The 26,516-nt window shown below is 58.0% G+C and carries 23 protein-coding genes; 12 read left to right on the top strand and 11 right to left on the bottom strand.

Features of this window, described 5'->3' with window-relative positions; all coding sequences use genetic code 11:
• Positions 1-9 precede the first annotated feature (9 nt).
• Positions 10-588 (top strand): TetR/AcrR family transcriptional regulator, encoded by a 579-nt coding sequence (locus ACR0D6_RS02200; protein ID WP_480764302.1) that lies wholly within the window; start codon positions 10-12, stop codon positions 586-588.
• Here ACR0D6_RS02200 and kynU read toward each other — a convergent pair.
• The gene (kynU, locus tag ACR0D6_RS02195; RefSeq protein WP_480764301.1) at positions 581-1,774 is read right to left on the bottom strand and encodes a kynureninase; all 1,194 of its coding nucleotides are present in this window, start codon (positions 1,772-1,774) and stop codon (positions 581-583) included. The two genes, ACR0D6_RS02200 and kynU, sit on opposite strands and share 8 nt — an antisense overlap.
• A gap of 110 nt (positions 1,775-1,884) precedes the next feature.
• Positions 1,885-2,637: an SDR family NAD(P)-dependent oxidoreductase gene (locus ACR0D6_RS02190; protein ID WP_170650718.1), complete on the bottom strand. Its 753-nt coding sequence runs from the start codon at positions 2,635-2,637 to the stop codon at positions 1,885-1,887.
• A 260-nt stretch (positions 2,638-2,897) separates the two neighbouring features.
• On the opposite strand from ACR0D6_RS02190, the gene ACR0D6_RS02185 reads away from it, so the two are divergent.
• The 5 genes from ACR0D6_RS02185 (at position 2,898) to ACR0D6_RS02165 (ending at position 8,372) form a co-directional block, all read left to right on the top strand.
• Positions 2,898-3,347: a methyltransferase family protein gene (locus ACR0D6_RS02185; protein ID WP_480764300.1), complete on the top strand. Its 450-nt coding sequence runs from the start codon at positions 2,898-2,900 to the stop codon at positions 3,345-3,347.
• Between the two features lie 131 nt (positions 3,348-3,478).
• Positions 3,479-5,050, top strand: coding sequence for a Re/Si-specific NAD(P)(+) transhydrogenase subunit alpha (locus tag ACR0D6_RS02180; protein ID WP_170650716.1), 1,572 nt, complete (start codon positions 3,479-3,481; stop codon positions 5,048-5,050).
• Positions 5,051-5,063: 13 nt separating this feature from the next.
• On the top strand, positions 5,064-6,518 hold the full coding sequence (locus ACR0D6_RS02175; RefSeq protein WP_170650715.1) for an NAD(P)(+) transhydrogenase (Re/Si-specific) subunit beta: 1,455 nt from the start codon (positions 5,064-5,066) through the stop codon (positions 6,516-6,518).
• 100 nt (positions 6,519-6,618) lie between these two features.
• Positions 6,619-6,975 (top strand): VOC family protein, encoded by a 357-nt coding sequence (locus tag ACR0D6_RS02170; RefSeq protein WP_480764299.1) that lies wholly within the window; start codon positions 6,619-6,621, stop codon positions 6,973-6,975.
• A gap of 107 nt (positions 6,976-7,082) precedes the next feature.
• Positions 7,083-8,372, top strand: coding sequence for a DUF3422 family protein (locus ACR0D6_RS02165; protein ID WP_480764298.1), 1,290 nt, complete (start codon positions 7,083-7,085; stop codon positions 8,370-8,372).
• Between the two features lie 77 nt (positions 8,373-8,449).
• Here ACR0D6_RS02165 and ACR0D6_RS02160 read toward each other — a convergent pair whose 3' ends face one another.
• The 3 genes from ACR0D6_RS02160 to ACR0D6_RS02150 form a co-directional block, all read right to left on the bottom strand.
• Entirely contained in the window at positions 8,450-9,430 is a 981-nt protein-coding gene (locus tag ACR0D6_RS02160) for an ABC transporter permease (protein ID WP_480727127.1), read from the bottom strand.
• Positions 9,423-10,430, bottom strand: coding sequence for an ABC transporter permease (locus ACR0D6_RS02155; RefSeq protein ID WP_170650709.1), 1,008 nt, complete (start codon positions 10,428-10,430; stop codon positions 9,423-9,425). The genes ACR0D6_RS02160 and ACR0D6_RS02155 overlap by 8 nt, the downstream gene beginning before the upstream one ends.
• Before the next feature lie 98 nt (positions 10,431-10,528).
• Positions 10,529-12,235, bottom strand: a complete 1,707-nt coding sequence (locus ACR0D6_RS02150; protein ID WP_170650708.1) for a peptide ABC transporter substrate-binding protein — start codon at positions 12,233-12,235, stop codon at positions 10,529-10,531.
• A gap of 284 nt (positions 12,236-12,519) precedes the next feature.
• Here ACR0D6_RS02150 and ACR0D6_RS02145 point away from each other — a divergent pair, with 284 nt between their 5' ends.
• The 5 genes from ACR0D6_RS02145 (at position 12,520) to ACR0D6_RS02125 (ending at position 19,112) form a co-directional block, all read left to right on the top strand.
• Positions 12,520-14,340, top strand: coding sequence for an ABC transporter ATP-binding protein (locus tag ACR0D6_RS02145; protein WP_170650707.1), 1,821 nt, complete (start codon positions 12,520-12,522; stop codon positions 14,338-14,340).
• Positions 14,341-14,344: 4 nt separating this feature from the next.
• Positions 14,345-15,514 carry an acetylornithine deacetylase gene (gene argE / locus ACR0D6_RS02140; protein ID WP_480764297.1) on the top strand — a complete coding sequence of 390 codons (1,170 nt, stop codon included), beginning with the start codon at positions 14,345-14,347 and terminating at the stop codon, positions 15,512-15,514.
• 63 nt (positions 15,515-15,577) lie between these two features.
• Complete coding sequence (locus ACR0D6_RS02135) at positions 15,578-16,744, top strand: M20 aminoacylase family protein (protein WP_170650705.1); 1,167 nt, start codon at positions 15,578-15,580, stop codon at positions 16,742-16,744.
• A 16-nt stretch (positions 16,745-16,760) separates the two neighbouring features.
• Positions 16,761-17,924, top strand: a complete 1,164-nt coding sequence (locus tag ACR0D6_RS02130) for a M20 aminoacylase family protein (protein ID WP_480764296.1) — start codon at positions 16,761-16,763, stop codon at positions 17,922-17,924.
• A 24-nt stretch (positions 17,925-17,948) separates the two neighbouring features.
• Positions 17,949-19,112: a M20 aminoacylase family protein gene (locus tag ACR0D6_RS02125; RefSeq protein WP_480764295.1), complete on the top strand. Its 1,164-nt coding sequence runs from the start codon at positions 17,949-17,951 to the stop codon at positions 19,110-19,112.
• A gap of 101 nt (positions 19,113-19,213) precedes the next feature.
• Here the strand turns inward: ACR0D6_RS02125 and ACR0D6_RS02120 are convergent, their stop codons facing one another.
• The gene (locus ACR0D6_RS02120) at positions 19,214-20,512 is read right to left on the bottom strand and encodes a 3-deoxy-D-manno-octulosonic acid transferase (RefSeq protein WP_480764294.1); all 1,299 of its coding nucleotides are present in this window, start codon (positions 20,510-20,512) and stop codon (positions 19,214-19,216) included.
• Position 20,513: 1 nt separating this feature from the next.
• The gene (moaA, locus tag ACR0D6_RS02115) at positions 20,514-21,521 is read right to left on the bottom strand and encodes a GTP 3',8-cyclase MoaA (protein ID WP_480448911.1); all 1,008 of its coding nucleotides are present in this window, start codon (positions 21,519-21,521) and stop codon (positions 20,514-20,516) included.
• Positions 21,522-21,612: 91 nt separating this feature from the next.
• Here moaA and ACR0D6_RS02110 point away from each other — a divergent pair, with 91 nt between their 5' ends.
• On the top strand, positions 21,613-22,035 hold the full coding sequence (locus ACR0D6_RS02110; RefSeq protein ID WP_480764293.1) for a hypothetical protein: 423 nt from the start codon (positions 21,613-21,615) through the stop codon (positions 22,033-22,035).
• Here ACR0D6_RS02110 and ACR0D6_RS02105 read toward each other — a convergent pair.
• From ACR0D6_RS02105 to glmU, 4 genes are read right to left on the bottom strand one after another with little or no spacing between them, the layout of a single operon-like run.
• Complete coding sequence (locus ACR0D6_RS02105) at positions 22,023-22,709, bottom strand: DNA alkylation repair protein (RefSeq protein WP_480764292.1); 687 nt, start codon at positions 22,707-22,709, stop codon at positions 22,023-22,025. The two genes, ACR0D6_RS02110 and ACR0D6_RS02105, sit on opposite strands and share 13 nt — an antisense overlap.
• A 9-nt stretch (positions 22,710-22,718) precedes the next feature.
• Complete coding sequence (locus ACR0D6_RS02100; protein ID WP_480764291.1) at positions 22,719-23,261, bottom strand: pyridoxamine 5'-phosphate oxidase family protein; 543 nt, start codon at positions 23,259-23,261, stop codon at positions 22,719-22,721.
• Positions 23,262-23,264: 3 nt separating this feature from the next.
• Complete coding sequence (glmS, locus tag ACR0D6_RS02095; RefSeq protein ID WP_480764290.1) at positions 23,265-25,088, bottom strand: glutamine--fructose-6-phosphate transaminase (isomerizing); 1,824 nt, start codon at positions 25,086-25,088, stop codon at positions 23,265-23,267.
• Between the two features lie 3 nt (positions 25,089-25,091).
• A complete protein-coding gene (gene glmU / locus ACR0D6_RS02090; RefSeq protein ID WP_480764289.1) occupies positions 25,092-26,444 on the bottom strand; it encodes a bifunctional UDP-N-acetylglucosamine diphosphorylase/glucosamine-1-phosphate N-acetyltransferase GlmU in 1,353 nt (450 codons plus the stop codon).
• Positions 26,445-26,516 lie beyond the last annotated feature (72 nt).

Genomic DNA, 26,516 nt, shown 5'->3' with positions numbered 1-26,516 from the left:
GGTCGGGAAATGAAAGACATGAACCTCGATTCAAGGCAGCAAGCCATTTTGACCTCTGCAATGCAGGCCTTTGCGACCTATGGGTTCCGCAAGACCTCAATGGAGGACATAGCGCAGGGTGCGGGGATGTCCCGACCTGCCGTGTATCTGCACTACAAAAACAAGGTGGCCATCGTGCGCAGCCTGACCGAGGCGCATTATCAGGAGAAATTCCAGCAGGTGAGGGACGCCCTGTCTGGCGACGGATCTATTCCCGAGATTCTTGCGCGCGCGATGGCGGCGCAAAGCGAGGGCATGGCGGTGCTTCTATCCTCGCCGCATGGCGCGGAATTACTTGATGCCGGGTCATCCAGCGCACCCGATATCGTCGAACAGGGCGAGGCCAAACTCTCTGCGATCTATGCCGACTGGCTCAACCGAGAGGCTGAAAAAGGTCGCGTCAAGCTGACCGGCGAAGCCAGTGAAATCGCAAGAACGATTACGTCTGCTTTGAAAGGGGTCAAGATGACCCTGACCGATCCAGCGACTTTTGACGTCAGGGTTTCGCAACTGGCGGCATTGTTCGGGGCGGGGCTGGAAGTCAGGTGACTTTTTGCCGGATCTTGTATTCCGGCTTATCCCACAAATCGTTGCACATCACATCCGAGAGAATGTTCGCCGCCTGCTTTACATCGTTCTCGTCGATGTAGAGTGGCGTGAACCCAAAGCGCATGATGTCAGGGGCTCTGAAATCTCCGATAACGCCGCGGGCGATCAGCGCCTGCATGGCGGCGTACCCTTCACCAAAGCGGAACGACACCTGACTGCCGCGCTGTTTCGGGTCGCGCGGGCTGGCAAGCTCCAACTGGGGGCAGTTGGTTTCAACTTCACGGATGAACAGTTCGGTCAGTTCGATGGATTTTGCGCGCACGTCCTTCATGTCCGCCAGATCCCAGATATCCATGGCAGAGGCCAATGCCGTCATCTGAATGACCGGCGGTGTGCCCACGCGCATCCGTTCGATCCCCGATCCCGGGCGATAATCCAGATCGAATGCAAAAGGCGATTCGTGCCCCAGCCAGCCGGAAAGGGCAGGGCGGACCTCGGTCGCAAGACGGGGTGTGACATAGATGAATGCGGGCGCACCGGGACCGCCATTCAGATATTTATAGGTGCAACCCACTGCAAAGTCGGCATTGCATCCGGCCAGATCCACCGGCACGGCTCCGGCGGAATGCGCCAGATCCCAGACCGTCAAAACGCCATTCGCATGCGCCAGTTCTGTAAGCGCCTTCATGTCGTGCATGCGACCGGTGCGATAATCCACCTCGGTCAGCATCAGCACGGCAACGTCCTCGGTCACATGTTCTGCTACCTTATCCGGGTCTACGACGCGCAACTCGTATTCCGGCCCGAGTGACCGCAGCAGACCGTCGACCATGTACAGATCGGTCGGGAAATTCCCGTTGTCCGACAGGACGACCTTGCGCCCCGGGTTCAGTTCCAGTGCCGAAGCCACCGCCTGATACACCTTGATTGAAAGCGTATCGCCAACAACGACCATACCGGGTTCAGCGCCGATCAACCGGCCGATCCGATCACCCAGCCCGGTCGGCATGCCCATCCATCCGGCCTTGTTCCAGCCGGTAATCAGAAGGTCGCCCCATTCTTTGGCCATCATGTCCTGTACGCGGGCCTTGGCGGCCGTGGGAACGGGCCCCAGCGAGTTGCCATCAAGATAAAGGATGCCTTCAGGCAGATCGAACATGGCCTTTGTCGCAGCAAAATCGGTCATGGGGGCCTCGCTTAGGTATTTTAAGTTTGAACTATCTGGTCCGACGTAACCGACCCGAGCGCAAAAGTCCACAATCCTGAGGGATCGGCTTGTGCCGGTCACGTGGCCATTCAGATCTGACCGCCGGAAATCTGGATACACTGGCCATTGACGCTTTGCGAACCGGGCCGCACAAGCCAAAGCGCGGCGGCAGCGACCTCATCTGCTGCTATCAGGCGCTTGTGGCGATTGGCTTCGACCATGACCTTGAGCGCTTCGTCTTCGCTGATGCCCGCCCGTTGCGAGATCGAGGCCTTATTGCGATCCACGATCGGCGTGTCCACATATCCGGGGCACAGCGCGTTGAACGTATAGGGCGATCCCATGAATTCCTCGGAATAGCTGCGGGTCAGGCCGATCACCCCGTGTTTCGAGGCGGAGTAGGCACCGGCGCCCGGAACACCGTGCAGCCCGGCAATGGACGCCACCGAGATTACGCGCCCCCAGTCGGTTGTCAGCATCGAGCGCAGGCTTTCGCGCATGGTCAGAAAGGCACCGTCCAGATTGGTCGCCATGATATCGCGCCAAAAATCCATGTCGGTCTTTTGCAGGGTCTTCCCGACGGCGATCCCGGCATTTGCCACGCAAATCTGAATTGGCCCTCTGGCCTCGACGGCAGAGGCAACGCCCTGCACGACGCTTTGCTCGTCCCGGACATCCATGGCCAGACCGGTCATTCGATCTCCAGCCACCTCATCCAGAACTTCTTGCCTGCGGCCGGTAATGGTAACCTGAGCACCTTCATCGGCCAGTGCCTGCGCTATGGCCAACCCAATACCGGTTCCCCCGCCTGTAACCAGCGCATGCTTTCCGTTCAACGACATGAGGCCACCTCCCTTTTGGATTTCGGTGAACTCTATCCTCAACCCATCGTCTGGCAAGAGGGTCCGTTCCGTCAATTCACGGACTTCCGTTCCGAAATGGTGAATTAATCAGAAGGTTGTCCCGCAGCGGCCACTCAGCTGGCGCAATTGGTCTTTTCTTTGCTGCGACAACCTGAGGTTTTGCCAAATTTGCCGGAAAGCGGTAGGACATCGCTCGGAAACGACATGACGCACGGCATGTTGTCGGAAAGAGGGGACGAATGCGCCGGATCGACGTTCCGCCAGTTTGGCTTGTGGGCTTTGCAGTACTTGCCTGGCTGCAGGGCCGATATCTGTCCTTTGACCTGTCGCTGGAAAGTGGCCTGACGGATTTGCTGAGCGGTGTGATGATCGGAGGCGGCGTGTTGTTGGCCGTGCTGGCCGTCGTCGAATTTCGCCGCCACCGTACAACCGTCATTCCGCATGAGACGCCGACAGCCATGGTGCAGACCGGAATCTACAAACGCAGTCGCAATCCGATCTACCTTGGTGACGTTCTGATCCTGGCGGGACTGATCCTGCGCTTTGATGCAATTCTGTCACTGATCCTGATTCCAGTGTTTGTCTGGGTGCTGGAGCGACGCTTTATTCTGCCCGAAGAAGACCGTCTGCGACGCAGATTTCGGGCCGATTTCGCGCGATATGAACGCAAAACACGTCGCTGGGTATGATGGAACGCAAAACATGACCCAAAGTATTAAATTGCTGCGCTTGCGAAATAATGTTGCGCAGGATACATGTTTGCTTGTCAAACAATACCGACCACCCGCTCGACTCGAGTGATAATTAGGGGGAAATGCCGGTGAAAATAGGCACACCAAAGGAAATACTGGATGGTGAGAACCGGGTCGCGATGACTCCGGACTCGGCAGCGCAGTTGCAGAAACTGGGCTATGAGTGCGCCATCGAAACCGGAGCCGGCGCGGCTGCGGGCTTTTCGGACGAGGCATACAAGGCCGCAGGTGTCGAGGTCGTGAAAACCGCGGCTTCGTTGTGGAAGGCGGCTGATATTATCGCCAAGGTGCGCCAACCCAATGCGACCGAGCTGAAGCGCCTGACCAAGGGCAAGACGCTGATCTCATTCTTCAATCCCGCAGGCAACGAAGAAGGGATGGAGCTGGCGAAATCCAAGGGCGCCAATGTGATCGCCATGGAAATGGTGCCGCGTATTTCCCGCGCCCAGAAGATGGATGCGCTGTCCTCGATGGCCAATATCGCGGGCTACCGTGCTGTGATCGAGGCGGGCAACAACTTTGGCCGCTTTTTCACCGGTCAGGTGACGGCGGCAGGTAAGGTTCCCCCTGCAAAAGTGCTGATTGTTGGTGCTGGTGTGGCCGGTCTGGCGGCCATCGGAACTTCGACCTCTCTGGGTGCGATCACCTATGCATTTGACGTGCGTCCGGAAGTGGCCGAGCAAGTCGAATCCATGGGGGCTGAGTTCGTCTATCTGGACTTCGAAGATGACAGCCAAGACGGTGCGGCGACCGGTGGCTATGCCTCGGTCCAGTCCGATGAATTCCGCGAGGCGCAGCTGGCTAAGTTCCGCGAACTTGCTCCGGAAATGGACATCGTCATCACCACGGCGCTGATCCCCAACCGTGAAGCGCCCGAGCTTTGGACCAAGGATATGGTCGAGGCGATGAAGCCCGGTTCGGTCATTGTTGACCTTGCTGCGGAAAAGGGCGGCAACTGCAAACTGACCGTAGCGGATGAGAAGATCGTGACCGACAATGGCGTGACGATCATCGGCTATACCGACTTCCCCAGCCGGATGGCGGCGCAGAGCTCGTCGCTCTATGCGACCAACATCCGTCACATGATGACAGATCTGACACCCGAAAAGGACGGTCAGATCAATCATGATATGGAAGACGACGTGATCCGCGGCTCGACCGTGACGTATGAGGGTGAGATCACTTTCCCGCCGCCACCGCCAAAAGTGCAGGCGATTGCGGCGCAGAAAAAGCCCGAGGTCAAGGAACTGACGCCCGAAGAGAAACGGGCGCAGGAGATTGCCGAATTCAAGGCGCAAACCAAACAGCAGTTCACACTGCTGGGTGTCGGCGGTGCGCTGATGCTGCTGGTGGGCCTGATTGCTCCGGCCAGTTTCATGCAGCACTTCATTGTTTTTGTGCTGGCCATCTTTGTGGGCTTCCAGGTGATCTGGAATGTTTCGCATTCGCTGCACACGCCTTTGATGGCGATCACCAACGCGATTTCGTCGATCATCATCGTTGGGGCGCTCATGCAGATCGGATCGGGATCGTTCCTGGTCATCCTGCTGGCGGCGCTTTCCGTCTTCATGGCCGGGATCAACATCTTCGGCGGCTTCCTCGTAACCCGGCGCATGCTTGCCATGTTCCAGAAATCTTAAGGAGGCCGGGCACATGGAATTTGGCTTCACCACTGCCGCCTATGTCGTTGCGGCTGTCCTTTTCATCCTTTCGCTCGGCGGCCTTTCGAACCAGGAAAGTGCCAAGCGCGCGGTCTGGTATGGCATCGTTGGTATGGCGCTGGCGGTTTTTGCCACGCTGGTCGGCCCCGGTTCCGGCCTGTGGCTGCTGTCGCTGCTGCTGATCGCGGGCGGCGGTTTCATCGGCCAATACGTGGCGCAACGCGTCCAGATGACCGAGATGCCGCAGCTGGTGGCCGCGATGCACTCGCTGGTTGGTCTGGCGGCTGTGTTCGTGGGCTTCAACGCCCATTTCGAGATCAGGAATGTTGCCGAAGTCATGGCAATCGTCGACTCCGCCAAGGATGCCGACCTGTCCAACCTCGGAGCGTTTGCCAAGCTGATTGCCAAGAAAACGTCCGCAGAACTGTCGATCCTGCATGTCGAATTGTTCCTGGGCATCTTCATCGGTGCGATCACCTTTACCGGTTCGGTCATTGCCTATGGCAAGCTTGCAGGCAAGGTGACCTCGGCGGCGACCAAGCTGCCCGGCGGTCACGCGTTGAACGCGGCTGCAGCGGGTTTGTCGCTGATCTGCCTGTTCTGGTACACCGCATCCGGCAGCCTGCTGCCCTTGGTCCTGATGACTCTGGCGGCGCTGTTCATCGGCTATCATCTGATCATGGGTATCGGCGGGGCCGACATGCCGGTGGTTGTGTCGATGCTCAACTCGTATTCGGGCTGGGCCGCGGCGGCGATCGGCTTCTCGCTTGGCAATGACCTGTTGATCGTCGTTGGTGCGCTGGTCGGCTCGTCCGGTGCGATCCTCAGCTACATCATGTGCAAGGCGATGAACCGTCACTTTGTCAGCGTTATCCTGGGCGGCTTTGGCGGCCCGCAGGGTGAGCAGATGGCGGTCGAGGGCGAGCAGGTCGCGATCGATGCCGATGGCGTGGCTGCGGCGCTGAACGATGCGGACAGCGTGATCATCGTGCCGGGATACGGCATGGCGGTGGCGCAGGCACAGCAATCGGTCAGCGAACTGGTTCGTAAGCTGCGCGCCAAGGGCAAAGAAGTACGCTTTGCAATCCACCCTGTTGCCGGTCGTCTGCCGGGCCACATGAACGTGCTGCTGGCCGAGGCGAAGGTGCCTTATGACATCGTTCTGGAAATGGACGAGATCAACGACGATTTCCCCGAGACGGATGTGGCTATCATCATCGGCTCGAACGACATCGTGAACCCGGCCGCGCAGGACGATCCAAACTCGCCCATTGCCGGGATGCCGGTTCTGGAAGTCTGGAAATCCAAGCAGGTCTTTGTCAGCAAGCGCGGCCAGGGCACCGGGTATTCGGGCATCGAAAACCCGCTGTTCTTCAAAGAGAACACACGCATGTTCTATGGCGATGCCAAGCAGTCGCTAGACAAGCTGCTGCCCATGATCGACTGATCAACCGCTTCACGAGACTTAGGAAGGCGCCCCAGCGGGCGCCTTTTCTTTTTGCGGCTCGTCAAAGCCGGACTAACCTTGCATGCGCAGGAGGCTTCTTATGGAAAAGGTAAATGGCATAGGTGGAGTATTCTTTCGGGCCAGAGATCCTGAGGCACTGGCGCTTTGGTACGAAACGCATTTGGGCGTGGATCGGATCAACCCGACCCCATGGCGTCAGGCAGAAGGGTATACAGTCTTTGCCCCCTTCGCACAGGATACAGAGTATTTCGGGAATCCGGCGCAACAGTGGATGATCAATTTTCGGGTGGATGATCTGGATGCCATGATTGCACAATTGCAGGCTGCCGGAATTACCGTCGAAACCCGCGAGGAATGGAACAGCGAGATCGGTCGGTTCGCCCGGTTGCATGATCCCGAGGGCAATCCGATTGAGCTATGGGAGCCACAACAATAGAAGAGCGGCCTTTGTATGCAGAGGTATTCAGTTAAGTGTATGAAATTAAAAAAGAATTGATGTGTCGGTGACCTTACGTATAGTGGCCGCAAGTCACGGAGGCCCCAATGACCCCCATTCAGGATCACCCCCTGCGCTTTGCGCTGGCCAATGAGTTGCACGCACGGCCCTTTCCGGCGACGTTTGCGCCATGCACTGTCGTTTTTCTGGCGATCAAGAAACCGAACGAGGCTGCTGCACGTGACCGTGGTGAAGATCTGGTACATTTGACCAATCTACTGGATAGGCACGGCGCGCAACATCCACAGCCGGGTGCCACGCATTATGCGGGCCAGATTGGCCGCCACTGGCTGAAATGGGAACAGCATACCGAGTTCGTCACCTACACCGCCATTTCACCGAACGTCAGCGAACGGGCCTTCAACCCCGCGGATTTCGAGGTGTTCCCCCCGGACTGGCTGAATGCGAGTCCGGGCCAGAGAATCTCATCCGCGATGTTACGTGTCGTGGATCGTCCGATGGATGACGGCATCGACGACGCGCTGGCCGATTGGTTTGAATCCGAAAGTCTGGCCGTGGCGCATGTGCTGGACGATGCCGCAATCGCCGCCAGTGATTTCAGGATAGACCCCGCCGGGCACATGCGATTTGCCGTCTTTGTAACCAAAGGCACCGGACGACGCAGGACAGGTCGGATCATTCAGCGCCTGTGTGAGATCGAGACCTACAAAGCCATATCCATGCTGGGGTTTGCCCGCGTCAAGAATCTCATGCCGCGCATTGGTGAGCTGGACAAGCGGTTGACCGATCTGATGGTTGAAATGACCGATGACGAAACTCAACCCGATGACCTGCTGCCACAGCTGCTGACGGTTTCGACGGAACTGGAAACGCTGTCGGCCCGATGCTCGTTCCGCTTTGGTGCGACCGGGGCCTATGAAGCGATCGTAAACCAACGAATCGAAGCCCTGCGAGAAGGGCGGTATCAGGGGCGCCAGACATTTGCCGATTTTATGATGCGCCGCTATGAGCCCGCGATGCGGACCGTGAAATCCACCGAAGGGCGCCTGCAAGTCTTGTCCGACCGGGCAATTCGGGCAGGAAACCTTTTACGGACGCGCGTGGACGTTGTTCGCAGCGCTCAGAATCAGGCCTTGCTGGAAAGCATGGACCGTCGAGCTGATATGGCGCTGAGATTGCAGCACACGGTCGAGGGGCTGTCAGTGGTCGCGATCAGTTATTACGCCGTGTCGCTGGCGGGTTATCTTCTGTACCCCCTGACGGCCGTGGGCATAAGCAAGGGAACTTTGACTGCTCTGATAACGGTGCCGGTTATCGGGCTGGTCTGGTGGTCGGTTCGCCGGATCAGAAACCGGCTGGAGAAATCACACGGTTGACCGTCGGTTGCTTCGAAAGGGAAGGGGGCAAACAAAAAGGCCGCCCGGACAGGCGGCCTCTTTTGACTTTATCGGCGTCAGCGTCCCCGGATGCGGGGGTCGAGCGCATCCCTTAGGCCATCGCCCAGATAGTTGACGCTCAGCACCGTCAGCGAAATAGCCAGCCCGGGCCAGAACACGCGTTCCGGGTATTGCTGAAGATAGTCGACACCGTCGAACAGCAACCGCCCCCAAGTTGGGAAGTCAGGCGGGAATCCAAGGCCAAGGAAGGACAGGGCGCTTTCCGTGATGATTGCGGTTGCGATGCCCAATGTTGCCGACACCATGATCGGCGACAGAACGTTGGGCAGAATATGGCGAGTGATGATCTGCGAATTGCTTGTCCCGATAGAACGGGCGGCCAGAACAAACTCACGCTCTTTGATGGCCAGCACGTCGCCACGCACAATGCGCGCAGTAGGCATCCAAGAGGTAACTCCAATAGCGGCAACGATCAGGATGAAAATCCCGCGCTCCAGTCCAAATGCAGCCGACAGAGGCTCACGAAACAGCAGCATCATGACCAGCAGCAGCGGCAGCAGAGGCAGGGCCAGAAACAGGTCGGTCAGGCGCATCAGCGGTCCGTCCAGCCGTTTGAAGAACCCGGCAACAACTCCAATGAACGATCCGAGAAACAGGGCCAGCAACATCGCGGTGATGCCCACAGATACCGAGGTTTGTCCGCCAGACATCATGCGGGCCATGATATCGCGACCCAGCTGATCGGTACCAAAGGGATGCGCCCAGCTTGGGCCCTGATTGCGCGAGCGGATATCGATCTGAGTTGGATCAATCGTCCAAAGGTACGGACCGATATAGACGGCTGCCACGATGAAGATGAACAGCACGGCGCCCAGCATCGCGCCTTTGTGGGTTTTGAACTGATCCCACACATCGCGCCATTGGCTGCGCGGTGGGGTTGCCAGTTCTTCCATCACATCCGCGGTCGGCAGCGCGGTCGAGGCTGGCGCAATACCTTCGTCCGGGACCAGCGTATCGGTACGATCATGATCAGTCATAGCGAATCCTCGGGTCCAGAATGCCATAGAGAACGTCGGCGATCAGATTGAACAAAACGATCAGCACGGCGAAAATGAAAGTCAGGGTTTGTACCATCGGCAGGTCATTTGCCTGGATGGCGCCGATCAGCAATTGGCCGATTCCGTTTACCTTGAACACCTGTTCGGTGATGATGGCACCGCCGAAGATGGCCGGAATACCAAGGGCAATCACGGTGACAACGGGGATCATCGAGTTGCGCAGGACGTGCACCATAACCACGGTATATTCGCTAAGGCCTTTGGCGCGGGCGGTGCGAACATAATCCTGATTGAGGTTGTCCAGCATCGAAGCCCGCATGAACCGGCTCAGCTGCGCGGTGATCTGAAGGGCCAGCACCATTACCGGCATGATCATCTGCTGTAGTTGCACAACGAAGCTATCCCAGTCGTTGACCACATGGGTCGTATCATAAATCGACGGGAACCAGCCCAGTTGAACCGAGAAGATGACGATCACCAGCACCCCCGAAAAGAACGGCGGGACCGAAAAGCCGACCATCGAAACAAATGTCCCCATCTGGTCGAACCATGAATACTGGCGATATGCCGAATAGATGCCGATGGGCAGGGCGATTATGATCGCAACGACATAAGCGGTGCCAACAACCCAAAGCGTCTGCGGAATACGCTGAACTACGATGTCCATGACGGGTGAGCGGGTCTGCCACGAGATCACGCGCAAATCACCCTCGGAAAACGTCGTTCCGAACATCGAATCGATCAGAACCTGCGGTTCGATCCAGAAGAATTGCACGATCCACTTCCAGAATCGGATGTGCATCGGCTGGCCGAGACCCAACGCTTCGCGCATCTTTTCCTTGACCTCGGGTGGGACCGTTAGCGGCACCTGTGCCATCGGGTCGCCGGGTGCAAGTTCGAGCAGCAGGAAGATCACGAGACTGATGAACAAAAGCGTCGGGACGGCTAGAACCAATCGTCGGATGGTAAAGTTCAGCATTCAGAGGGCGCCTTAGTTTATGAGTCTTTTTCTTGGGGCATTATGCCAGAGGCCGCGCCCCGATAAAGATCGGAGCGCGGTTTTGCAAGTATAACCGATCAGGAACCGGTTTTGCGGTGCCAGTCGGCTGCGTTCCACAGCTCGCTGTCCCACACGTTCAGGACCACGCCACCCAGCGTGTTCGAGTGTGCCGACAGACGGCCACGGTGCACCAGCGGAATCATGCCGCCGTTTTCGACCATGATGTCGTTCAGACGACGGGCGATTTTCGCGCGTTCCTCTGCACCGGCGGTTTCGGCCAGCTGGCCATGCAGCTTGTCGAACTCTTCGTTGCAGAAGCGGCTGATGTTTTCACCCTGCCACTGCGATTCCGGCTTGGGTGCCTTGTCGCACAGGCCGTTGCCCAGATAGGACTGCGGGTCGGTGCCGTTGAAGGTGTTGGCGTACATTTCAACGTCCGCATAGAACTTCTGGAAGGTGTCGGGCGAGCCCGGGTCACCGCCGAAGAAGACCGATGCGTTGATGTTGCGCAGTTCGGTTTCAATGCCGATCTGGCTCCACCATTCCTTGATCAGCGCCTGGAAGTCCTGACGGACGGCGTTGGTCGAGGTCTGATAGACGATCTTCAGCGGTACACCATCTTTTTCGCGCACGCCGTCGCCGTTGGTGTCGACGATACCTGCGTCATCCAGCAGTTTCTTCGCACCTTCGATGTCCTGCTTGTCGCAGGTGAACGTGTCTGAATTCACTGCAGCAGGGGCCGGAACCCAGTTACAGGTGACCTGACCGGCCTGACCATAGCCGATTTCCACCAGCAGCGGACGGTCGATGGCCAGCGACATGGCTTTGTAGACCGCCGGGTCCTGCAGGAACGGGTGCGGATGCTTGGCCGTCGAACGCTCGCCTTCCGGCAGGTCGGGCGACGGGTTGGTCTGGTTCAGCATGATACGCTCGACCAGCGGGCCAAAGCCTGCGACCGGAGTACCTTTGCCACCTTCCTGCATCTGCTGGATCACTTCGGGTGCCAGCTGCAGGTTCCAGGCATAGTCGAACTCGCCCGTTTCCATGACAGCACGACCAGCTGCGGTTGCATCGCCGCCACCTTTGAAGGTCAGCGTCGCAAAGGCGGGTTTCGCCGGATCGCGATAGTTGTCGTTGGCCTTCATGGTGATCACGTCGTTCGGCTTGAACTCGGTGACAACAAACGGGCCGGTGCCGATCGGATTGAAGTTCTGCTCGGTGCATTCCGGGGCTTTCGCGCCCATGCAGTCGGCGAACTGTGCTGCCTGAATGATCGGGCTTTCGCCACCGACAAACGGACCGTACGGGAACGGGGTCGGCGCATCGAACGTGACTTTGACGGTCAGATCATCCACTGCCTCGACCGAGGTTACGCCTTCGAACTTGGTGACCTGCGCACAGCCACCTTCGGGGTGCATGCAGTAGTCAGCCGTGAACTTCACGTCCGCGGATGTGAAGGGCGAACCGTCAGACCAGGTGATTCCGGGCGCGATCTTCCACGTGATCGAAGTCAGATCTTCGCTGACGCCACCGTTTTCGACGGTCGGGATTTCGGCTGCCAGATAGGGCACCATGTTGCCGTCCTGGTCGTAGCGCGCCAGAGGTTCGATCACCAGCGAGGCCGATTCAACGTCCTTGGTGCCGCCCGAAAGGAACGGGTTCAGGATCGATGGCGCTTGCCAATAAATGATGCTGACATTGCCATCCGAGCCACGCTCGGCAAAGGCCATCGGGGCCATGGCCGTGCTGGCGATGGCGCCAAGCAAAAGAGCTTTGACTTTCATTCTACACTCCTTGTTGGACACGTGTGTGTCTCTCGTTTCTCCGCTCTGCCTGCGGATTAGGCGTTGCCGTTTTGGGGTAAGAATCTGATTTTTCACCAAATCGCATCTTACGTTTCGCGAAATACGTTCTCTCCCCAGGAACGGTTACGAGGCGTATCGAAACAGAGTTTCCGAAAATTGCAAGTCTTGCCGTGGGGAAAATCAGCAATGCGTTTGACTTTCCCCGCCTTGCCGCCTTAGCGTTTGGCCCTCAAGAACAACAAGCCGCCAAGGGGAGCGCGCGCGTGCTGGACCAGCCTATTGCACAGATCAGGAAACTGCGGGTCGAATTCCAAACCAAGGACGGACCCGTGGTTGGGGTCGAGGATGTTTCTTTTGAGGTAAATCCCGGCGAAACCGTCTGTATCGTTGGCGAATCCGGGTCCGGAAAATCGGTGTCGTCGCTGTCTTTGATGCGCCTTGTCGAGTTTGGCGGCGGTGAAATTGCCGGTGGCCAACTGCTGTTTGACCGGCGCGACGGCGAGGAACTGGACCTTTCCGGGGCCGATCAGGATCTGATGAAACAGATTCGCGGCAACGAGATCGGAATGATCTTTCAGGAGCCGATGACGGCTCTGAACCCGGTCTTTACCGTCGGCCGCCAGTTGACCGAAGGGCTGCGTATCCACAAGGATTTGTCCAAGGCGGCTGCCGAGGAGCGCGCGTTGGAACTGTTGCGGCAGGTTCGTATCCCCGAGCCGGAGCGGCGGTTGAAACAGTACCCGCACGAATTGTCCGGTGGCATGCGTCAGCGTGTCGTGATCGCGATGGCCATGGCATGTGAGCCACGTCTGCTGATCGCGGATGAACCAACGACGGCCTTGGATGTGACGATTCAGGCAGAGATTCTGGCATTGATGGATCGGCTCAAGCGGGAAACCGGCACTGCGGTCATGTTCATCACCCACGACATGGCTGTGGTGGCACAGATGGCGGACCGTGTGGTCGTCATGTTCCGGGGCAACAAGGTCGAAGAGGGTACCGTTTCCGAAATTTTCGAAAACCCGAAGCACGATTATACCAAGGCTTTGCTAGCTGCTGTGCCGAAACTGGGCGAGATGCGTGGAAAATCGGCGCCTGAGCCGATGAAGCTTCTAGGTGTGGAAGGGCAGAACATCGCGCCCATTCCCGGAACCGAAGACCCCTTGCTGACCGTCAAAAACCTGACGACACGCTTTCCGGTCAAAGGCGGTTTGCTGCGCCGTACCATATCAAATGTTCACGCGACCGAAGATGTATCGTTCACCCTGAACAAGGGCCAGACGCTGAGCCTTGTGGGCGAATCCGGTTGTGGCAAGTCGACGGCAGGCCGTTCGATTCTGCGCCTTGTCGAGCCGTTGGCGGGTGAGGTCGATCTGGACGGCGTCGATATCATGAAGCTGGACCAAAAGGGATTGCGCAAGGCGCGCCTGGACATGCAGATGATCTTTCAGGATCCCTTTGCCTCGCTCAATCCTCAGATGCAGCTGGTGGATCAGGTCGCTGAACCGATGCGCAATTACGGCGTGGCGTCGGGGTCGGAGTTGCAGGATCGGGTAGCCAACCTGTTTGACCGAGTGCATCTGCCGCGCAGTTTCATGCGCCGCTTCCCGCACGAAATGTCGGGTGGACAACGGCAGCGTATCGCCATTGCAAGGGCTCTTGCGCTGAACCCGAAACTGATCATCGCGGACGAAGCCGTCTCGGCGCTGGACGTGTCGGTGCAGGCGCAGGTTCTGAATCTGATGATGGAACTGCAATCCGAACTTGGCCTCAGCTATCTGTTCATCTCGCACGACATGGCTGTGGTCGAGCGAGTCAGCCACCATGTTGGCGTCATGTATCTGGGCAGAATCGTTGAGCTTGGGCCCCGGGCGCGCGTTTTTGAGAACCCTCAGCACGCCTATACCCAGGCACTGATGAAGGCGGTTCCGATCGCTGATCCGAACAAGCGCAAGTCCGAAAAAGACTTGAACTTCAAGCCCATCCCGTCGCCCATTCATCCAATTGGATACAAGCCGGAGCCGTCTGAATACCGTGAAGTCGAACCGGGCCACTTCATCCTGACGACCGATAGCGGATATTGAACCAATGCCTGTGCGTCTGACGCCTTTGGAGATCATGACCAAGCTGATCTCCTTTCCAACGGTGAGCCGCGACACCAACCTGCCGCTGGTTGACTGGGTCGAAGAATATCTTGAAAGCCACGGGATCACGCCGCATCGTTGGCCGGACCCGCAGCAGCCGCACAAGGCGGCGCTGTTCGCTCATGTCGGCCCTGTGGAAGAGGGCGCAGTTGTCCTGTCCGGGCACACGGATGTTGTTCCAGTGGACGGGCAGCCGTGGGATACCGACCCCTTCACTGTGACTGAGCGCGATGGCAAGTATTTTGGGCGCGGCACCTGCGACATGAAAGGCTTTGATGCGCTGGCCATCTGGGCGCTGGTCGAGGCGCAGTACAAAGGCGTCAAGCGTCCACTTCAGCTGGCGCTGAGCTTTGATGAAGAGATCGGATGTACGGGTGCCCCGCCGATGATCCGGGCGATGCAGGACGTTCTGCCCAAAGGATCGGCGGTGATTGTCGGCGAGCCGTCGATGATGCAGGCGGTGACAGGGCACAAGGGTGGCTTTGGCTATGACACCCATGTTGTCGGGTTCGAGGTTCACAGTTCGATCATGCATACCGGCGTCAACGCGATCATGTCCGCCTCGCCCCTGATCGAATGGGCCAATCGGCGCAATGCCGAGAATATGGCGGCAACACCATCGGAAATCGCGGCGATGTTCGATCCGCCCTGGACAACCTGTCATGTGGGAATGATTCAGGGTGGCACGGCGCATAACATTACTGCCAAAGATTGCCATTTCATGATGGATTTCAGGGTCGTTCCTGGAGAAGAGGCCGACCAGTGGCGCAATGAGTATTTTGAGCAGGTGAAAAGCATTGAGGCCAGGATGCAGGCGACTCACCCTGATGCCCGCATCGAGTTGTCTGAAAACTTCTCGATCCCCGGTCTGGTTCCCGAAAAGGATGGCGAGGCCGAAGCGCTGGTGCGGTCCCTGACCGGAGACAATGCCTCGCATGTCGTGAGCTACGGTACCGAGGCCGGACAGTTTCAGGAAGCGGGATATTCCGCCGTGATTTGCGGTCCCGGGGATATCGCGCAGGCGCATCAGCCAAACGAGTTCATAACCGTTGCGCAGTTCAACGCCGGACAAAAATTCATGGAAGGCCTTCTGGAAAGGCTGGTTGAGCAATGACGCGTAAGGCTTTGCGACGAAGACACTAATTCCGCAGGTGGTCCAAAAAGGGGAGAGTTGGATATGCCGATCAAGAACAGACTGGCCGAAATGCATGGTGAGATCACCAAATGGCGTCGGCATCTGCACGCACATCCTGAACTGATGTACGATGTGCACGAAACAGCAGCCTTCGTTGTCGAGCGCCTGAAAGAGTTTGGCGTCGATGAAATTACTCCCGGCGTCGGAAAAACCGGGGTTGTTGCGGTTATCCGGGGGAAAACCGACACAACCGGGCGCGTGATTGGATTGCGCGCGGATATGGATGCGTTGCCAATCGAAGAGGCCACGGGGTTGGATTATGCATCGACCGTTTCTGGCAAGATGCACGCCTGCGGACATGACGGGCACACCTCGATGTTGCTAGGTGCCGCCCAGTATCTTTCGGAAACCCGCAACTTTGACGGCACTGTTGTTCTGATTTTCCAACCGGCCGAGGAAGGCGGAGCAGGCGGGCTGGCCATGTGTCAGGACGGCCTGATGGAGCGCTGGGGCATTCAGGAAGTCTATGGCATGCACAACATGCCGGGATTGCCGGTTGGAGAATTTGCCATTCGGCCCGGTGCATTGCTCGCTTCATCCGATGAGTTCGAGATCGTGGTAACGGGCAAGGGTGGCCACGCTGCTGCCCCGCATGATGCGGTGGATACAACGTTGGTTGCTTCGCACATTGTTGTGGCACTTCAGTCGGTTGTTGCGCGTACGGTCGATCCGGTCAAACGCGTCGTTCTGACCGTGGGAACATTTGTGACAGACAGCGTCGCGTCGAATGTCATCGCCCATACGGTCCGGTTGCAAGGTACTGTCCGGACGCTGGACCCCGAATACCGCAGCATCGCCCAGGAGCGGGTGCGGCGCATTGCCGAGGACACGGCGTCGGCTTTCGGCGCGAGCGCCGAGATGATCTGGACACCCGGCTATCCGGCGACTGTGAATTCCGAGGTTGAAACCGGGTATGCCGCCGAAGCCGCCGAGGCTATTTCGGGAAAGGTGAATGACAACACCGACCCCATCATGCCGTCAGAAGATTTTGCCTACATGCTTGAAGAACGGCCCGGAGCATACATCTTCATCGGGAACGGGGACACGGCGATGTGCCATCACCCCGAGTACAATTTTGACGATGACGCCATTCCGGCCGGCTGCAGCTGGTTTGCTGAACTGGTGGAACGACGAATGCCTGTGGCGTGAAAAAGGGGAGAATGACATGCCGATCAAAAACCGTCTTGCAGAGATGCACCAAGAAATCACCGGCTGGCGGCGTGACATTCACCAACATCCCGAAATTCTCTACGACACACACCGGACCAGCGCCCTTGTTGCCGAAAAGCTGGCGGAGTTTGGTTGCGATGAGGTTGTGACCGGAATTGGAAGAACCGGCGTTGTCGGGGTCATCAAGGGCAAGGCGGATACGCAAGGACGCGTCATCGGGTTGCGCGCCGATATGGATGCGCTGCCGATGCAGGAGCAGACGGGGCTGGACTATGCCTCAAAAACTCCGGATGCGATGCATGCGTGTGGACATGACGGGCATACCGCGATGGTGTTGGGGGCCGCAAAATATCTGGCCGAGACACGTAATTTCGATGGAACTGCCATTGTCATCTTTCAGCCTGCTGAAGAAGGCGGAAACGGTGCCGAAGCCATGGTCAAAGACGGCTTGATGGACCGGTTCGGGATTCAGGAAGTCTATGCGATGCACAACGTGCCCGGCGTTCCGACCGGGCAATTTGCGATCAGGTCCGGTCCGCTGCTTGCAGCCGCTGACGAGTTTGACATTCAGTTGGAAGGTCGCGGCGGTCATGCCGCCAAACCGCAGGAAACCGTGGATACGACTGTCTTGCTTTCGCAGCTGATTGTCGCGTTGCAAACCATCGTTTCGCGGAATGCCGATCCTATCCATCAGGGTGTTTTATCGGTGACGTCGGTTGAAACCTCGTCCAATGCATTCAACGTGATCCCGCAATCCGCGCGGTTGCGCGGAACGGTCAGGACCCATTCAAACGAGATGCGCGATCTGATTGAAAACCGTTTGAAGGATGTGGTGCAAGGCATAGCGGACACATTCGGAGGAACTGCTGAAGTTATCTACACACGAGGCGTTCCTGTCACGATCAATGCCGAAGAGCAGACGGGCTATGCTACCGAAGCCGCGCTTGCCGTGGGCGGCAGTTGCGGTGAGGCGCCGATGGTGATGGGGGGCGAGGATTTCTCGTTCATGCTGGAGGAGCGTCCGGGCGCCTTCATCATTCTGGGCAACGGCGACAGCGCAGGGCTGCACCATCCCGAATACAATTTCAATGATGAGATCATCCCGATGGGGTGTTCATGGTTTGCCGAAATGGTCGAGCGCCGGATGCCGGCTGCTTGAGTGGAAACAGGAGAGAGAGAAGAAATGCCAGTTAAGAACCGATTTGCAGAATTGCAGGACGAAATCACCGCGTGGCGCCGTGACATTCACGAAAATCCGGAAATCCTGTTTGATACGCATCGGACCAGTGCTCTGGTAGCCGAGAAGCTGAACGAATTTGGTTGTGACGAGGTTGTGACGGGGATTGGCCGCACCGGGGTTGTCGGTGTGATCAAGGGCAAATCTGACACCAAAGGCAAGGTGATCGGGCTGCGTGCCGACATGGATGCGCTGCCGATTCTGGAGGCGACCGGGTTGGATTATGCGTCGAAAACTCCGGGTGCGATGCATGCCTGTGGTCACGACGGGCATACGGCGATGCTGCTTGGTGCCGCCAAATACCTGTCCGAGACCCGCAATTTTGACGGAACAGTCGTGGTTATCTTTCAGCCTGCCGAAGAAGGCGGCGGTGGCGGCAAAGAGATGTGCGATGACGGCATGATGGGGCGCTGGAACATTCAGGAGGTCTACGGAATGCACAACTGGCCCGGTAAACCGGTTGGCAGCTTCTCCATCCGCCCCGGGGCGTTCTTTGCCGCGACAGATCAGTTCGACATTACGTTCGAAGGGCGGGGCGGTCATGCCGCCAAACCGCATGAGACTGTAGATACCACCATTATTGCCGCAAAGGCCGTACTGGCCCTGCAGACGATCGCATCGCGCAACGCAGACCCGATCGATCAGGTTGTTGTGTCTGTGACGTCGTTCGAAACCTCGTCCAAGGCCTTTAACGTGATCCCGCAGCAGGTGCAGATCAAAGGGACCGTGCGGACCATGAGCAAGGGCATGCGTGATCTTGCCGAACAGCGTATCAATGAAATCTGCAACGGTATCGCGGCCACTTTCGGCGGTACGGCAGACGTGAATTACATCCGTGGGTACCCGGTCATGGTGAACAGCGACGAGCAGACCGATTTCGCGGCACAGGTTGCGCGTTCGGTGTCCGGCGATTGCGAAGACGCACCTTTGGTCATGGGGGGCGAGGACTTTGCCTTTATGCTCGAGGAAAGGCCGGGTGCGTACATTCTGGTCGGTAACGGCGATACTGCGATGGTTCACCATCCCGAGTATAACTTCAACGACGAAGCCATTCCGGCCGGGTGTAGCTGGTGGGCAGAAATTGTCGAACAACGGATGCCAGCGGCCTGAGGATTGACGGGGCGGGGGCGCTGCCCCCGTCGCGCTTTGCGCGACTCCCCCGGAGTATTTTTAGCCAGATGAATCTGGATCCCCTTTGTAAGGGGCAAATGTCAGGCGAGATCAAGGCGGGTGCAGAGGGTGTCGACTACGACGTCCAAGGCTGAGCTTTGATCGGCAACGCAACCTTGTGCCGCAGCGCGTGCTGTAGCAAGGGCTGTGTCATCAGTTAGCCAGTGGGCAACTGCATCAGCCAGATCCTCGGACGTCCGCACCTCTTTGGCGCCGCCGCTATCGACTAACGGAGCAAAGGTTTCCCTGAAATTGAAATATCCGGGCCCGGTTAGGATCGCCGCCCCTGCCTGTGCTGGTTCGAAGGGGTTGTGGCCGCCAATTTCCTTCAGGGACCCGCCGAGGAAGACGATAGGGCAAACTGCATACCATGTGCCGGTTTCACCGAGGGTATCGGCCACATACACCTGTGTGCCCGCTTCGATGGGTTGCCCGGCGGTGCGCAGTGCAAAGGATTGACCGGCAGTTTCGATAAGGCTGACAACGTCGCTGCGCCGTTCGGGGTGGCGGGGAATGAGAAGAAGGAGCAGATCCGGCCAGCGTTTGAGCAAAGTGGAATGCGCGGCAAGGATGATTTCTTCTTCGCCCGCGTGTGTCGAACTGGCAATCCAGATCGGTCGTTCGCCAATCTGAGTGCGGATGTCAGCAAGGGTTGCCTGGTCGATCGGAAGCGGGTCCGACATGGCTTTGAGGTTTGTGCCGGGCTGAACGTGCGCTGAATCGGCCCCCATCTCGATCAGGTTGGAGGCGGTTTTGTCGTTCTGCGTGAGGAACAGATGGAACCGGCTGAGGATGAAACCAGCGGTCTTGCGGCGCTTTTTCCAGCCGGCGACTGATTTTTCGGACAAACGCGCATTCAGCAGTGCCAACGGGACACCTTTTCCAGCGCTTTCAACAATGAGGCGCGGCCAGATTTCACTTTCGACAAAGATCCCGGCATCGGGGCGCCAATGGTCGAGAAACCGGCGAACCGGGGCAGCGGTATCCAAAGGCGGATACTGATGTCGGGTTCGTGGCGGCAGGCGCTTTGCAATGAGCTCAGCCGAGGTAGGCGTTCCGGATGTGATCAGGAATTCTGCATCCGGCAGGCGCTGGCCCATTCGCTTAATGAGGCTCAGGACCGAAAGGCTTTCGCCGACGCTGGCAGCGTGAAACCAGATCAGCCGGCCCTCGGGCCGGGGTAGGCTGGCATGGCCAAGACGCTCCTGCTGTCGGTTTTTGGAAACACCCGCGGTTTCCAGTTTGCCGCGCACGGTTTTCCAGGCAATCGGGGCCAGCAACGAGGTTATCGCGCAGTACGATTTGTAAAGCAGCGTCGGGTGGCCGCCCGGGTCAGACATATCAGCCGCCTGTATGGCTCATGTGGCGGGTCATCTGACCGTCAATACGCTGGCGGGAATAGTCGAAATCGTGGCCCTTGGGTTTGTGGGAGATGGCAGCGCGGATCGCGTTCTCAAGCGGCTCTTCCGTGTCGGGGTGATCGCGCAGTGCACCGCGCAGATCGGCCATATCCTCTTGCCCGAGGCACATGAACAACTCACCGGTGCAGGTCAGGCGCACGCGGTTGCAGCTTTCGCAAAAATTGTGGCTGAGAGGTGTGATAAAGCCGATCTTTTGACCGGTTTCTTCCAGCCGTACATAGCGTGCTGGACCGCCGGTTCGCTCGGCCAGATCGGTTACCTGATAGTGGTTTTCGTACTCGGCACGCACATCCTTGAGCGACCAGTACTGATCAAGCCGGTCCTCATTGCCGATATCGCCCATCGGCATGACCTCGATCCAGGTCAGGTCCATGTCGCGTTCGGCGCACCATTCGGTGATCCGGGGCAGTTCCTCTTCGTTGAAACCTTTGAGGGCCACGGCATTAATCTTGATTCTCAGCCCGGCTTTCTGCGCAGCGTCAATTCCGCGCATGACCTGCGGTAGACGCCCCCATCTGGTGATCTGACTGAACTTGTCATCGTCCAGCGTGTCGAGGGATACATTTACGCGGCGAACACCCGCGGCATACAGATCGTCCGAAAACCGGGACAGTTGTGATCCGTTGGTGGTCAGCGTCAACTCCTTCAGCGCGCCGCTTTCCAGATGCCGTGTCATCGAGTTGAAGAACGTCATGATGTTACGACGCACCAATGGCTCACCACCGGTAATCCGCAGTTTTTCCACGCCCAGATGGACAAAGGTCGAGCACATGCGATCCAGCTCTTCCAGCGTCAGCAGTTCTTTCTTGGGCAGAAAGGTCATGTTCTCGGACATGCAATATACGCAGCGGAAATCACAGCGGTCCGTAACGGAGACGCGGAGATAGGTGATAGCGCGGGCAAACGGGTCGATGAGCGGAGCAGTCATTCCCAATACGTAAAGCGGCAGGGGGCCAGCGGCAAGGGTGATCTGCCGATTTTGACTGGCAAGCCCGCATGGGCAACGATAGGGTTCGGTTATGAAACATACCCTTTTGATCTTTTGCGTTTTCCTTGCCGGTTGCGACGCCATCCGTTCAACATCGAGCCGTCTGTTCGATGGTGGCGAGAAGCAACCGGAACCCGTTGTCGAAGAGCAGGTTGTCGAGGATCAGGTTGAGGAACAGCCTGTCGCGGCCGCCATTCCGGGATGGCAGGGGGCCAAAAAGACAATTGCAGGATTGGGTGATCCCAATACGCCCGGGCGCTGGCTGGAAACACCGCTGGTTCAAAACGAGATCAATGGAAGGATAGTCGTGCCCAGAACGGGTGCGCAGGCCTACGTTACGCTTGTGCCCGCACCGGGCCCGGAAGGCGGCGGAAGCCGCTTGTCGGTTGAGGCGATGCGCGCATTGCTGGTACCGTTTGATGAACTGGTCGAACTGGAAGTTTATTCCAACTGATCCCTGAGGTATTTGCCCGCTTCCTTGCGGGCAAAGGGTTTCATGCTTTCCCCGTGCTGGTCCAGAAAAGCCACGACCCGGTCAGCATCGTGTTTGGACAGTTCCCGCAGCCACCATGCCACCGCCTTTTGGATAAACCAGTCGCGATCTGAAACGTACGTGGCAGCCCAGCCCAGAATGCGGGCGCGTTGTTTCAACTCTGCAGGTTTTGGATGGTTTTGCTTGGTCCAGGGCAGCGTCGCGACAAGCACGGCACGCCTTGTCCACATGTGATCCGAACCAGTCCAGTCTGCGACCTGATCCAGACGCGATGGATCGGCGGTCAGACGTTTCTGCATTGCCATGCAGGCATGATCAGCAATCGCCCAGGCGTCGAAATCCGGTAGCCAGCTTTGCAGCAGGTCCCAGACAGCCTCATCAGGGCGGATGCGCGCCTGCGTCAGTACCTTGGACGCGGCAACGCGCGCCTCGTGAATATTCGTTTTCCACAGGGCATCTGCCAGCTCAACCCGTTGGCTAACATCCAGCGATTGCCGCCACGATTTGCTCAGATCGTTGAGAACCGGGTTGGACACGCCAAGGTAGGGGCGGCTGACTTTGTGATAAGCCTCCATCTGGGCCGCTTTTTCGGGATCGGAATGGGCTTTGATCTGATCGAGATATTCGTTTGCCATTCTGAATCCTCAGACGGGAACGCCGGTGGGCTTGCCATCGATTGTCGTCTGGTTTTTTTCAGCCCAGTAGGCGCGAATATCCTCGTCGGACTTGCCGTCCACCCATTTTTGCATCGTGTCCCGATCCTCCCGGAAGTCCATGAAAGGCACTGCATAGCCGCAAGATGTCTGAACCACGTCGATGGCTACATCATAGATTTGTCTGGCGCTGCGATGGTTCGGGAAATGACCTGACAGTTCCTGCCAGTCGGCGCCATCGGCATGTATGGTCCGGGCTGTACCGTATGCGCGCAGGATGAGCGGCCGAGTGGTGAACGAACACCACATCAGCGTCATTCGGTCATTTTCCAGCAAGTGCCCGGCAGTTTCATTCCCACTGCCGGTCAGGTTCATCCACAAAATTCGGTTAGGCCCCATGACCCGCAGGCTGTCCATTCCCTTGGGAGAGATGTTCACCCGACCGTCAGACCCAGCCGATCCAGTAAAAAAGAGGTGCTGTTCCGAGATGAACTTTGTATGCGCCTCTTCTAGAGCAGGGAATTGTTTGGCCATTTCCTATTCCACCGTAACAGATTTTGCCAGATTACGAGGTTGATCGACATCGGTGCCTTTGGCAACCGCGGTATGATAGGCCAGCAATTGGGCAGGGACCGCGTACAGGATCGGCGTCAGGCTGGGGTGTACATGCGGCATTCGGATGGTTGTCCATACGCCGTCTTCCGCATCCGCAATCCCTTCGTCATCGGAAACCAGGATGACCTTGCCCTTGCGCGCCATCACCTCCTGCATGTTCGACACGGTCTTGTCAAAGACTGTATCACGCGGTGCCATGACGACGACCGGCATGTGTTTGTCGATCAGAGCGATGGGGCCGTGTTTCAACTCGCCCGAGGCATAACCTTCGGCATGGATATAGCTGATTTCCTTGAGTTTCAGCGCCCCTTCCAGTGCGAGCGGGTACATCAGCCCGCGCCCAAGGAACAGCACATCGCGCGCCTCGCTCAGACGTTGTGAAGCCTTTCGGATCGCGCGGTTTTGATCCAGCGCCGCATTTAGAGCGGATGGAAGGCCGCGCAGGGCGGCGGCGTGATCTGCCAGTCCCTCATCAGACAATGTGCCCCGATCTGCGGCGGCCTTGAGCGCCAGCATCAACAGGACGCTTAACTGGCAGGTGAAGGCCTTGGTCGAGGCAACACCAATTTCGACACCGGCATGGATGGGCAAAGCGATATCGCTTTCCCGCGCGATAGAGCTTTCGGGTACATTGACCACGGAAACGATCTTGTCCGCCTTGCCCTCACAATAGCGAAGCGCGGCCAGCGTATCGGCGGTTTCGCCGGATTGACTGACGAACAGCGCAAGCGTACGGCCCGGGATCGGGGGTTCGCGGTAACGGAACTCGCTTGCAATATCGACTTCGACCGGCATCCCGGCAAGTTGTTCGAACCAGTATTTGGCGGTGAGGCAGGCATAAAACGCCGTCCCGCAAGCCACCATTGTCAGTCGGTCCAGCTTGGTGAAGTCCAGATCCACATCCGCAAACTGAACCCTGTCGGTTCCCGTCGGCAGATAAGACCGGATCGCCTGGGCGACCACAACAGGTTGCTCCGCGATCTCCTTGGCCATGAAGTGTTTGTGGCCACCTTTGTCGGTGCGCGACTGATCCAGCTTGATCTTGCGCATCTCGCGATTGGCCAGTTCACCCTTTTCGTTGCGGATTTCCAGCGAAGTACGGGTCAGAACGGCGCGGTCGCCTTCCTCAAGATAGGTGATCCTGTCCGTCAGAGGTGCCAGCGCGATCGCGTCCGACCCCACGAACATTTCACCATCCCCATGCCCGATTGCCAACGGTGAGCCCTTACGGGCGGCAACGATCAGATCGTCCTCGGCATCGAACAGAAACGCCAGTGCAAATGCGCCTTCCAGACGGTCGATTGTGGCAAAGGCCGCCTCGACCGCAGACATGCCGGAATTCATGTAATGCTCGGCCATCAATGCGACGGTTTCGGTATCAGTCTCGGTCTCGAATCCGATCCCGTTTTCAGCAAGCTCAGCGCGCAGTTCACGGTAGTTTTCGACAATACCGTTATGCACGACGGCTACCGGCCCGGCGCGATGGGGATGCGCGTTTGTGACGGATGGCGCCCCGTGTGTAGCCCAGCGGGTGTGCCCAATCCCGGATTTTCCGGGCAGCGGGTCGTGAACAAGCAAGTCGCTCAGGTTGACCAGCTTGCCTACGGCCCTGCGTCGTCCCAGTGCCCCGTCATTCACGGTTGCGATACCTGCGCTGTCATAGCCGCGGTATTCCAGCCGCTTCAGCGCTTCGACAAGAATGGGCGCGGCTTCGTGCTGCCCCAGTACTCCGACAATTCCACACATCGTTCAGGCCCCTTTATCGCGGCGAGCCTTTTTCGCCTTTAACATATCAAACAATTTACGCGCATAGCCCGGTTTGTTTTCCTGCCGTGGACGCGCGACAGCCAAAGCGTCGGCCCCCACATCCTTGGTCACCACAGTTCCGGTTGCAGTCATTGCACCGTCGCCCAGCGAAACCGGGGCGACCAGCATGGTATTCGAGCCGATAAACACGTTCTGCCCGATCTCTGTGCGGTGCTTCATGACGCCGTCATAGTTGCAGGTAATAGTGCCCGCCCCGATATTTGTTGCAGCACCAACCAAGGCATCACCTATATAGCTGAGGTGATTGACCTTTGCGCCTTCGCCAATTTCTGCGTTCTTGATCTCGACAAAATTGCCGATACGCGCACCTTCGGCCAGTTCTGCACCGGGGCGCAGGCGGGCGTAGGGTCCGACAATTGCCTCACGGCTGACGTGACATCCTTCAAGGTGCGAGAACGCCCGGATCGTTGCACCGCTTTCGACAGTGACACCGGGGCCGAACACCACGTTGGGTTCGATAACCGTGTCTCTTCCGATAACGGTGTCTGCAGCCAGATATACGGTTTCTGGGGCCATCAGCGTAACGCCCAGCTCCAGCAGTTCGGTACGCGCGCGGGATTGAAACACTGCATCAGCAGCCGCCAGATCGGCGCGGGAATTGACGCCCAGTGTCTCGGCCTCGTCGCACGCGACGGCCGTGACGTTCAATCCGCGGCTGCGGGCAATCTCAACAACATCGGTCAGGTAGTATTCTTCGGAGGCATTGTCGTTTCCAACCGCATCGATCAGGGAAAACAATGTTGCTGCGTCGCAAGCCAAAAGGCCGGAATTGCAAAAGGTTATCCGGCGTTCTTCGTCCGTCGCATCCTTGAATTCAACGATCCGCTCCAGCGTGTCACCCTGCATTACAAGCCGCCCATATCGGGCGGGATCAGCCGCTTCGAAACCGAGAATGACCAGATCGTTCCGAGAGCGCGCCGCAATCATGCGTTCCAGTGTTTCGGGTTGCAGGAATGGCGTATCTCCGTACAGGACGACCACGTCGCCTTCAAACCCTTCCAGCGCTGTACGTGCTTGTGCGACCGCATGAGCGGTGCCCAACTGTTCCTCTTGCCGAACGACCTGTGCCGTCTCGTCCTCGGACATCGCAGCCTTGCCGACGGCATCAGCGCCGTGTCCGGTTACCACAACTGTGCGCACCGGCGACAGAACGGCACCAGCCCGCATGGAATGCACCAGCATGGGGGCATGGGCAATGGGGTGTAGAACCTTTGGAATTTCCGAATTCATTCTTGTGCCTTTTCCGGCGGCCAGAATGACAAGGGCAGTACTCATGAAAATGATTTCTCTTTTGTTTTGTCGCTGTCCGTTTTATCCGCTGGGGGCAAAGTCGCAAGCGGTTCGGCG

The sequence above is a fragment of the Ruegeria sp. BJ6 genome (genome assembly GCF_056537885.1).
The sequence above is the reverse complement of the archived record's forward strand: the minus strand, read 5'-3'. Positions and strand labels throughout refer to the sequence as shown.

Excerpts from the sequence above, each read along its gene's own strand:
- ACR0D6_RS02200 (WP_480764302.1), top strand. The coding sequence starts at position 10 with ATGAAAGACATGAACCTCGATTCAAGGCAGCAAGCCATTTTGACCTCT.
- kynU (WP_480764301.1), bottom strand. The coding sequence starts at position 1,774 with ATGACCGATTTTGCTGCGACAAAGGCCATGTTCGATCTGCCTGAAGGC.
- ACR0D6_RS02190 (WP_170650718.1), bottom strand. The coding sequence starts at position 2,637 with ATGTCGTTGAACGGAAAGCATGCGCTGGTTACAGGCGGGGGAACCGGT.
- ACR0D6_RS02185 (WP_480764300.1), top strand. The coding sequence starts at position 2,898 with ATGCGCCGGATCGACGTTCCGCCAGTTTGGCTTGTGGGCTTTGCAGTA.
- ACR0D6_RS02175 (WP_170650715.1), top strand. The coding sequence starts at position 5,064 with ATGGAATTTGGCTTCACCACTGCCGCCTATGTCGTTGCGGCTGTCCTT.
- ACR0D6_RS02170 (WP_480764299.1), top strand. The coding sequence starts at position 6,619 with ATGGAAAAGGTAAATGGCATAGGTGGAGTATTCTTTCGGGCCAGAGAT.
- ACR0D6_RS02165 (WP_480764298.1), top strand. The coding sequence starts at position 7,083 with ATGACCCCCATTCAGGATCACCCCCTGCGCTTTGCGCTGGCCAATGAG.
- ACR0D6_RS02160 (WP_480727127.1), bottom strand. The coding sequence starts at position 9,430 with ATGACTGATCATGATCGTACCGATACGCTGGTCCCGGACGAAGGTATT.
- ACR0D6_RS02155 (WP_170650709.1), bottom strand. The coding sequence starts at position 10,430 with ATGCTGAACTTTACCATCCGACGATTGGTTCTAGCCGTCCCGACGCTT.
- ACR0D6_RS02150 (WP_170650708.1), bottom strand. The coding sequence starts at position 12,235 with ATGAAAGTCAAAGCTCTTTTGCTTGGCGCCATCGCCAGCACGGCCATG.
- argE (WP_480764297.1), top strand. The coding sequence starts at position 14,345 with ATGCCTGTGCGTCTGACGCCTTTGGAGATCATGACCAAGCTGATCTCC.
- ACR0D6_RS02135 (WP_170650705.1), top strand. The coding sequence starts at position 15,578 with ATGCCGATCAAGAACAGACTGGCCGAAATGCATGGTGAGATCACCAAA.
- ACR0D6_RS02130 (WP_480764296.1), top strand. The coding sequence starts at position 16,761 with ATGCCGATCAAAAACCGTCTTGCAGAGATGCACCAAGAAATCACCGGC.
- ACR0D6_RS02125 (WP_480764295.1), top strand. The coding sequence starts at position 17,949 with ATGCCAGTTAAGAACCGATTTGCAGAATTGCAGGACGAAATCACCGCG.
- ACR0D6_RS02120 (WP_480764294.1), bottom strand. The coding sequence starts at position 20,512 with ATGTCTGACCCGGGCGGCCACCCGACGCTGCTTTACAAATCGTACTGC.
- moaA (WP_480448911.1), bottom strand. The coding sequence starts at position 21,521 with ATGACTGCTCCGCTCATCGACCCGTTTGCCCGCGCTATCACCTATCTC.
- ACR0D6_RS02110 (WP_480764293.1), top strand. The coding sequence starts at position 21,613 with ATGAAACATACCCTTTTGATCTTTTGCGTTTTCCTTGCCGGTTGCGAC.
- ACR0D6_RS02105 (WP_480764292.1), bottom strand. The coding sequence starts at position 22,709 with ATGGCAAACGAATATCTCGATCAGATCAAAGCCCATTCCGATCCCGAA.
- ACR0D6_RS02100 (WP_480764291.1), bottom strand. The coding sequence starts at position 23,261 with ATGGCCAAACAATTCCCTGCTCTAGAAGAGGCGCATACAAAGTTCATC.
- glmS (WP_480764290.1), bottom strand. The coding sequence starts at position 25,088 with ATGTGTGGAATTGTCGGAGTACTGGGGCAGCACGAAGCCGCGCCCATT.
- glmU (WP_480764289.1), bottom strand. The coding sequence starts at position 26,444 with ATGAGTACTGCCCTTGTCATTCTGGCCGCCGGAAAAGGCACAAGAATG.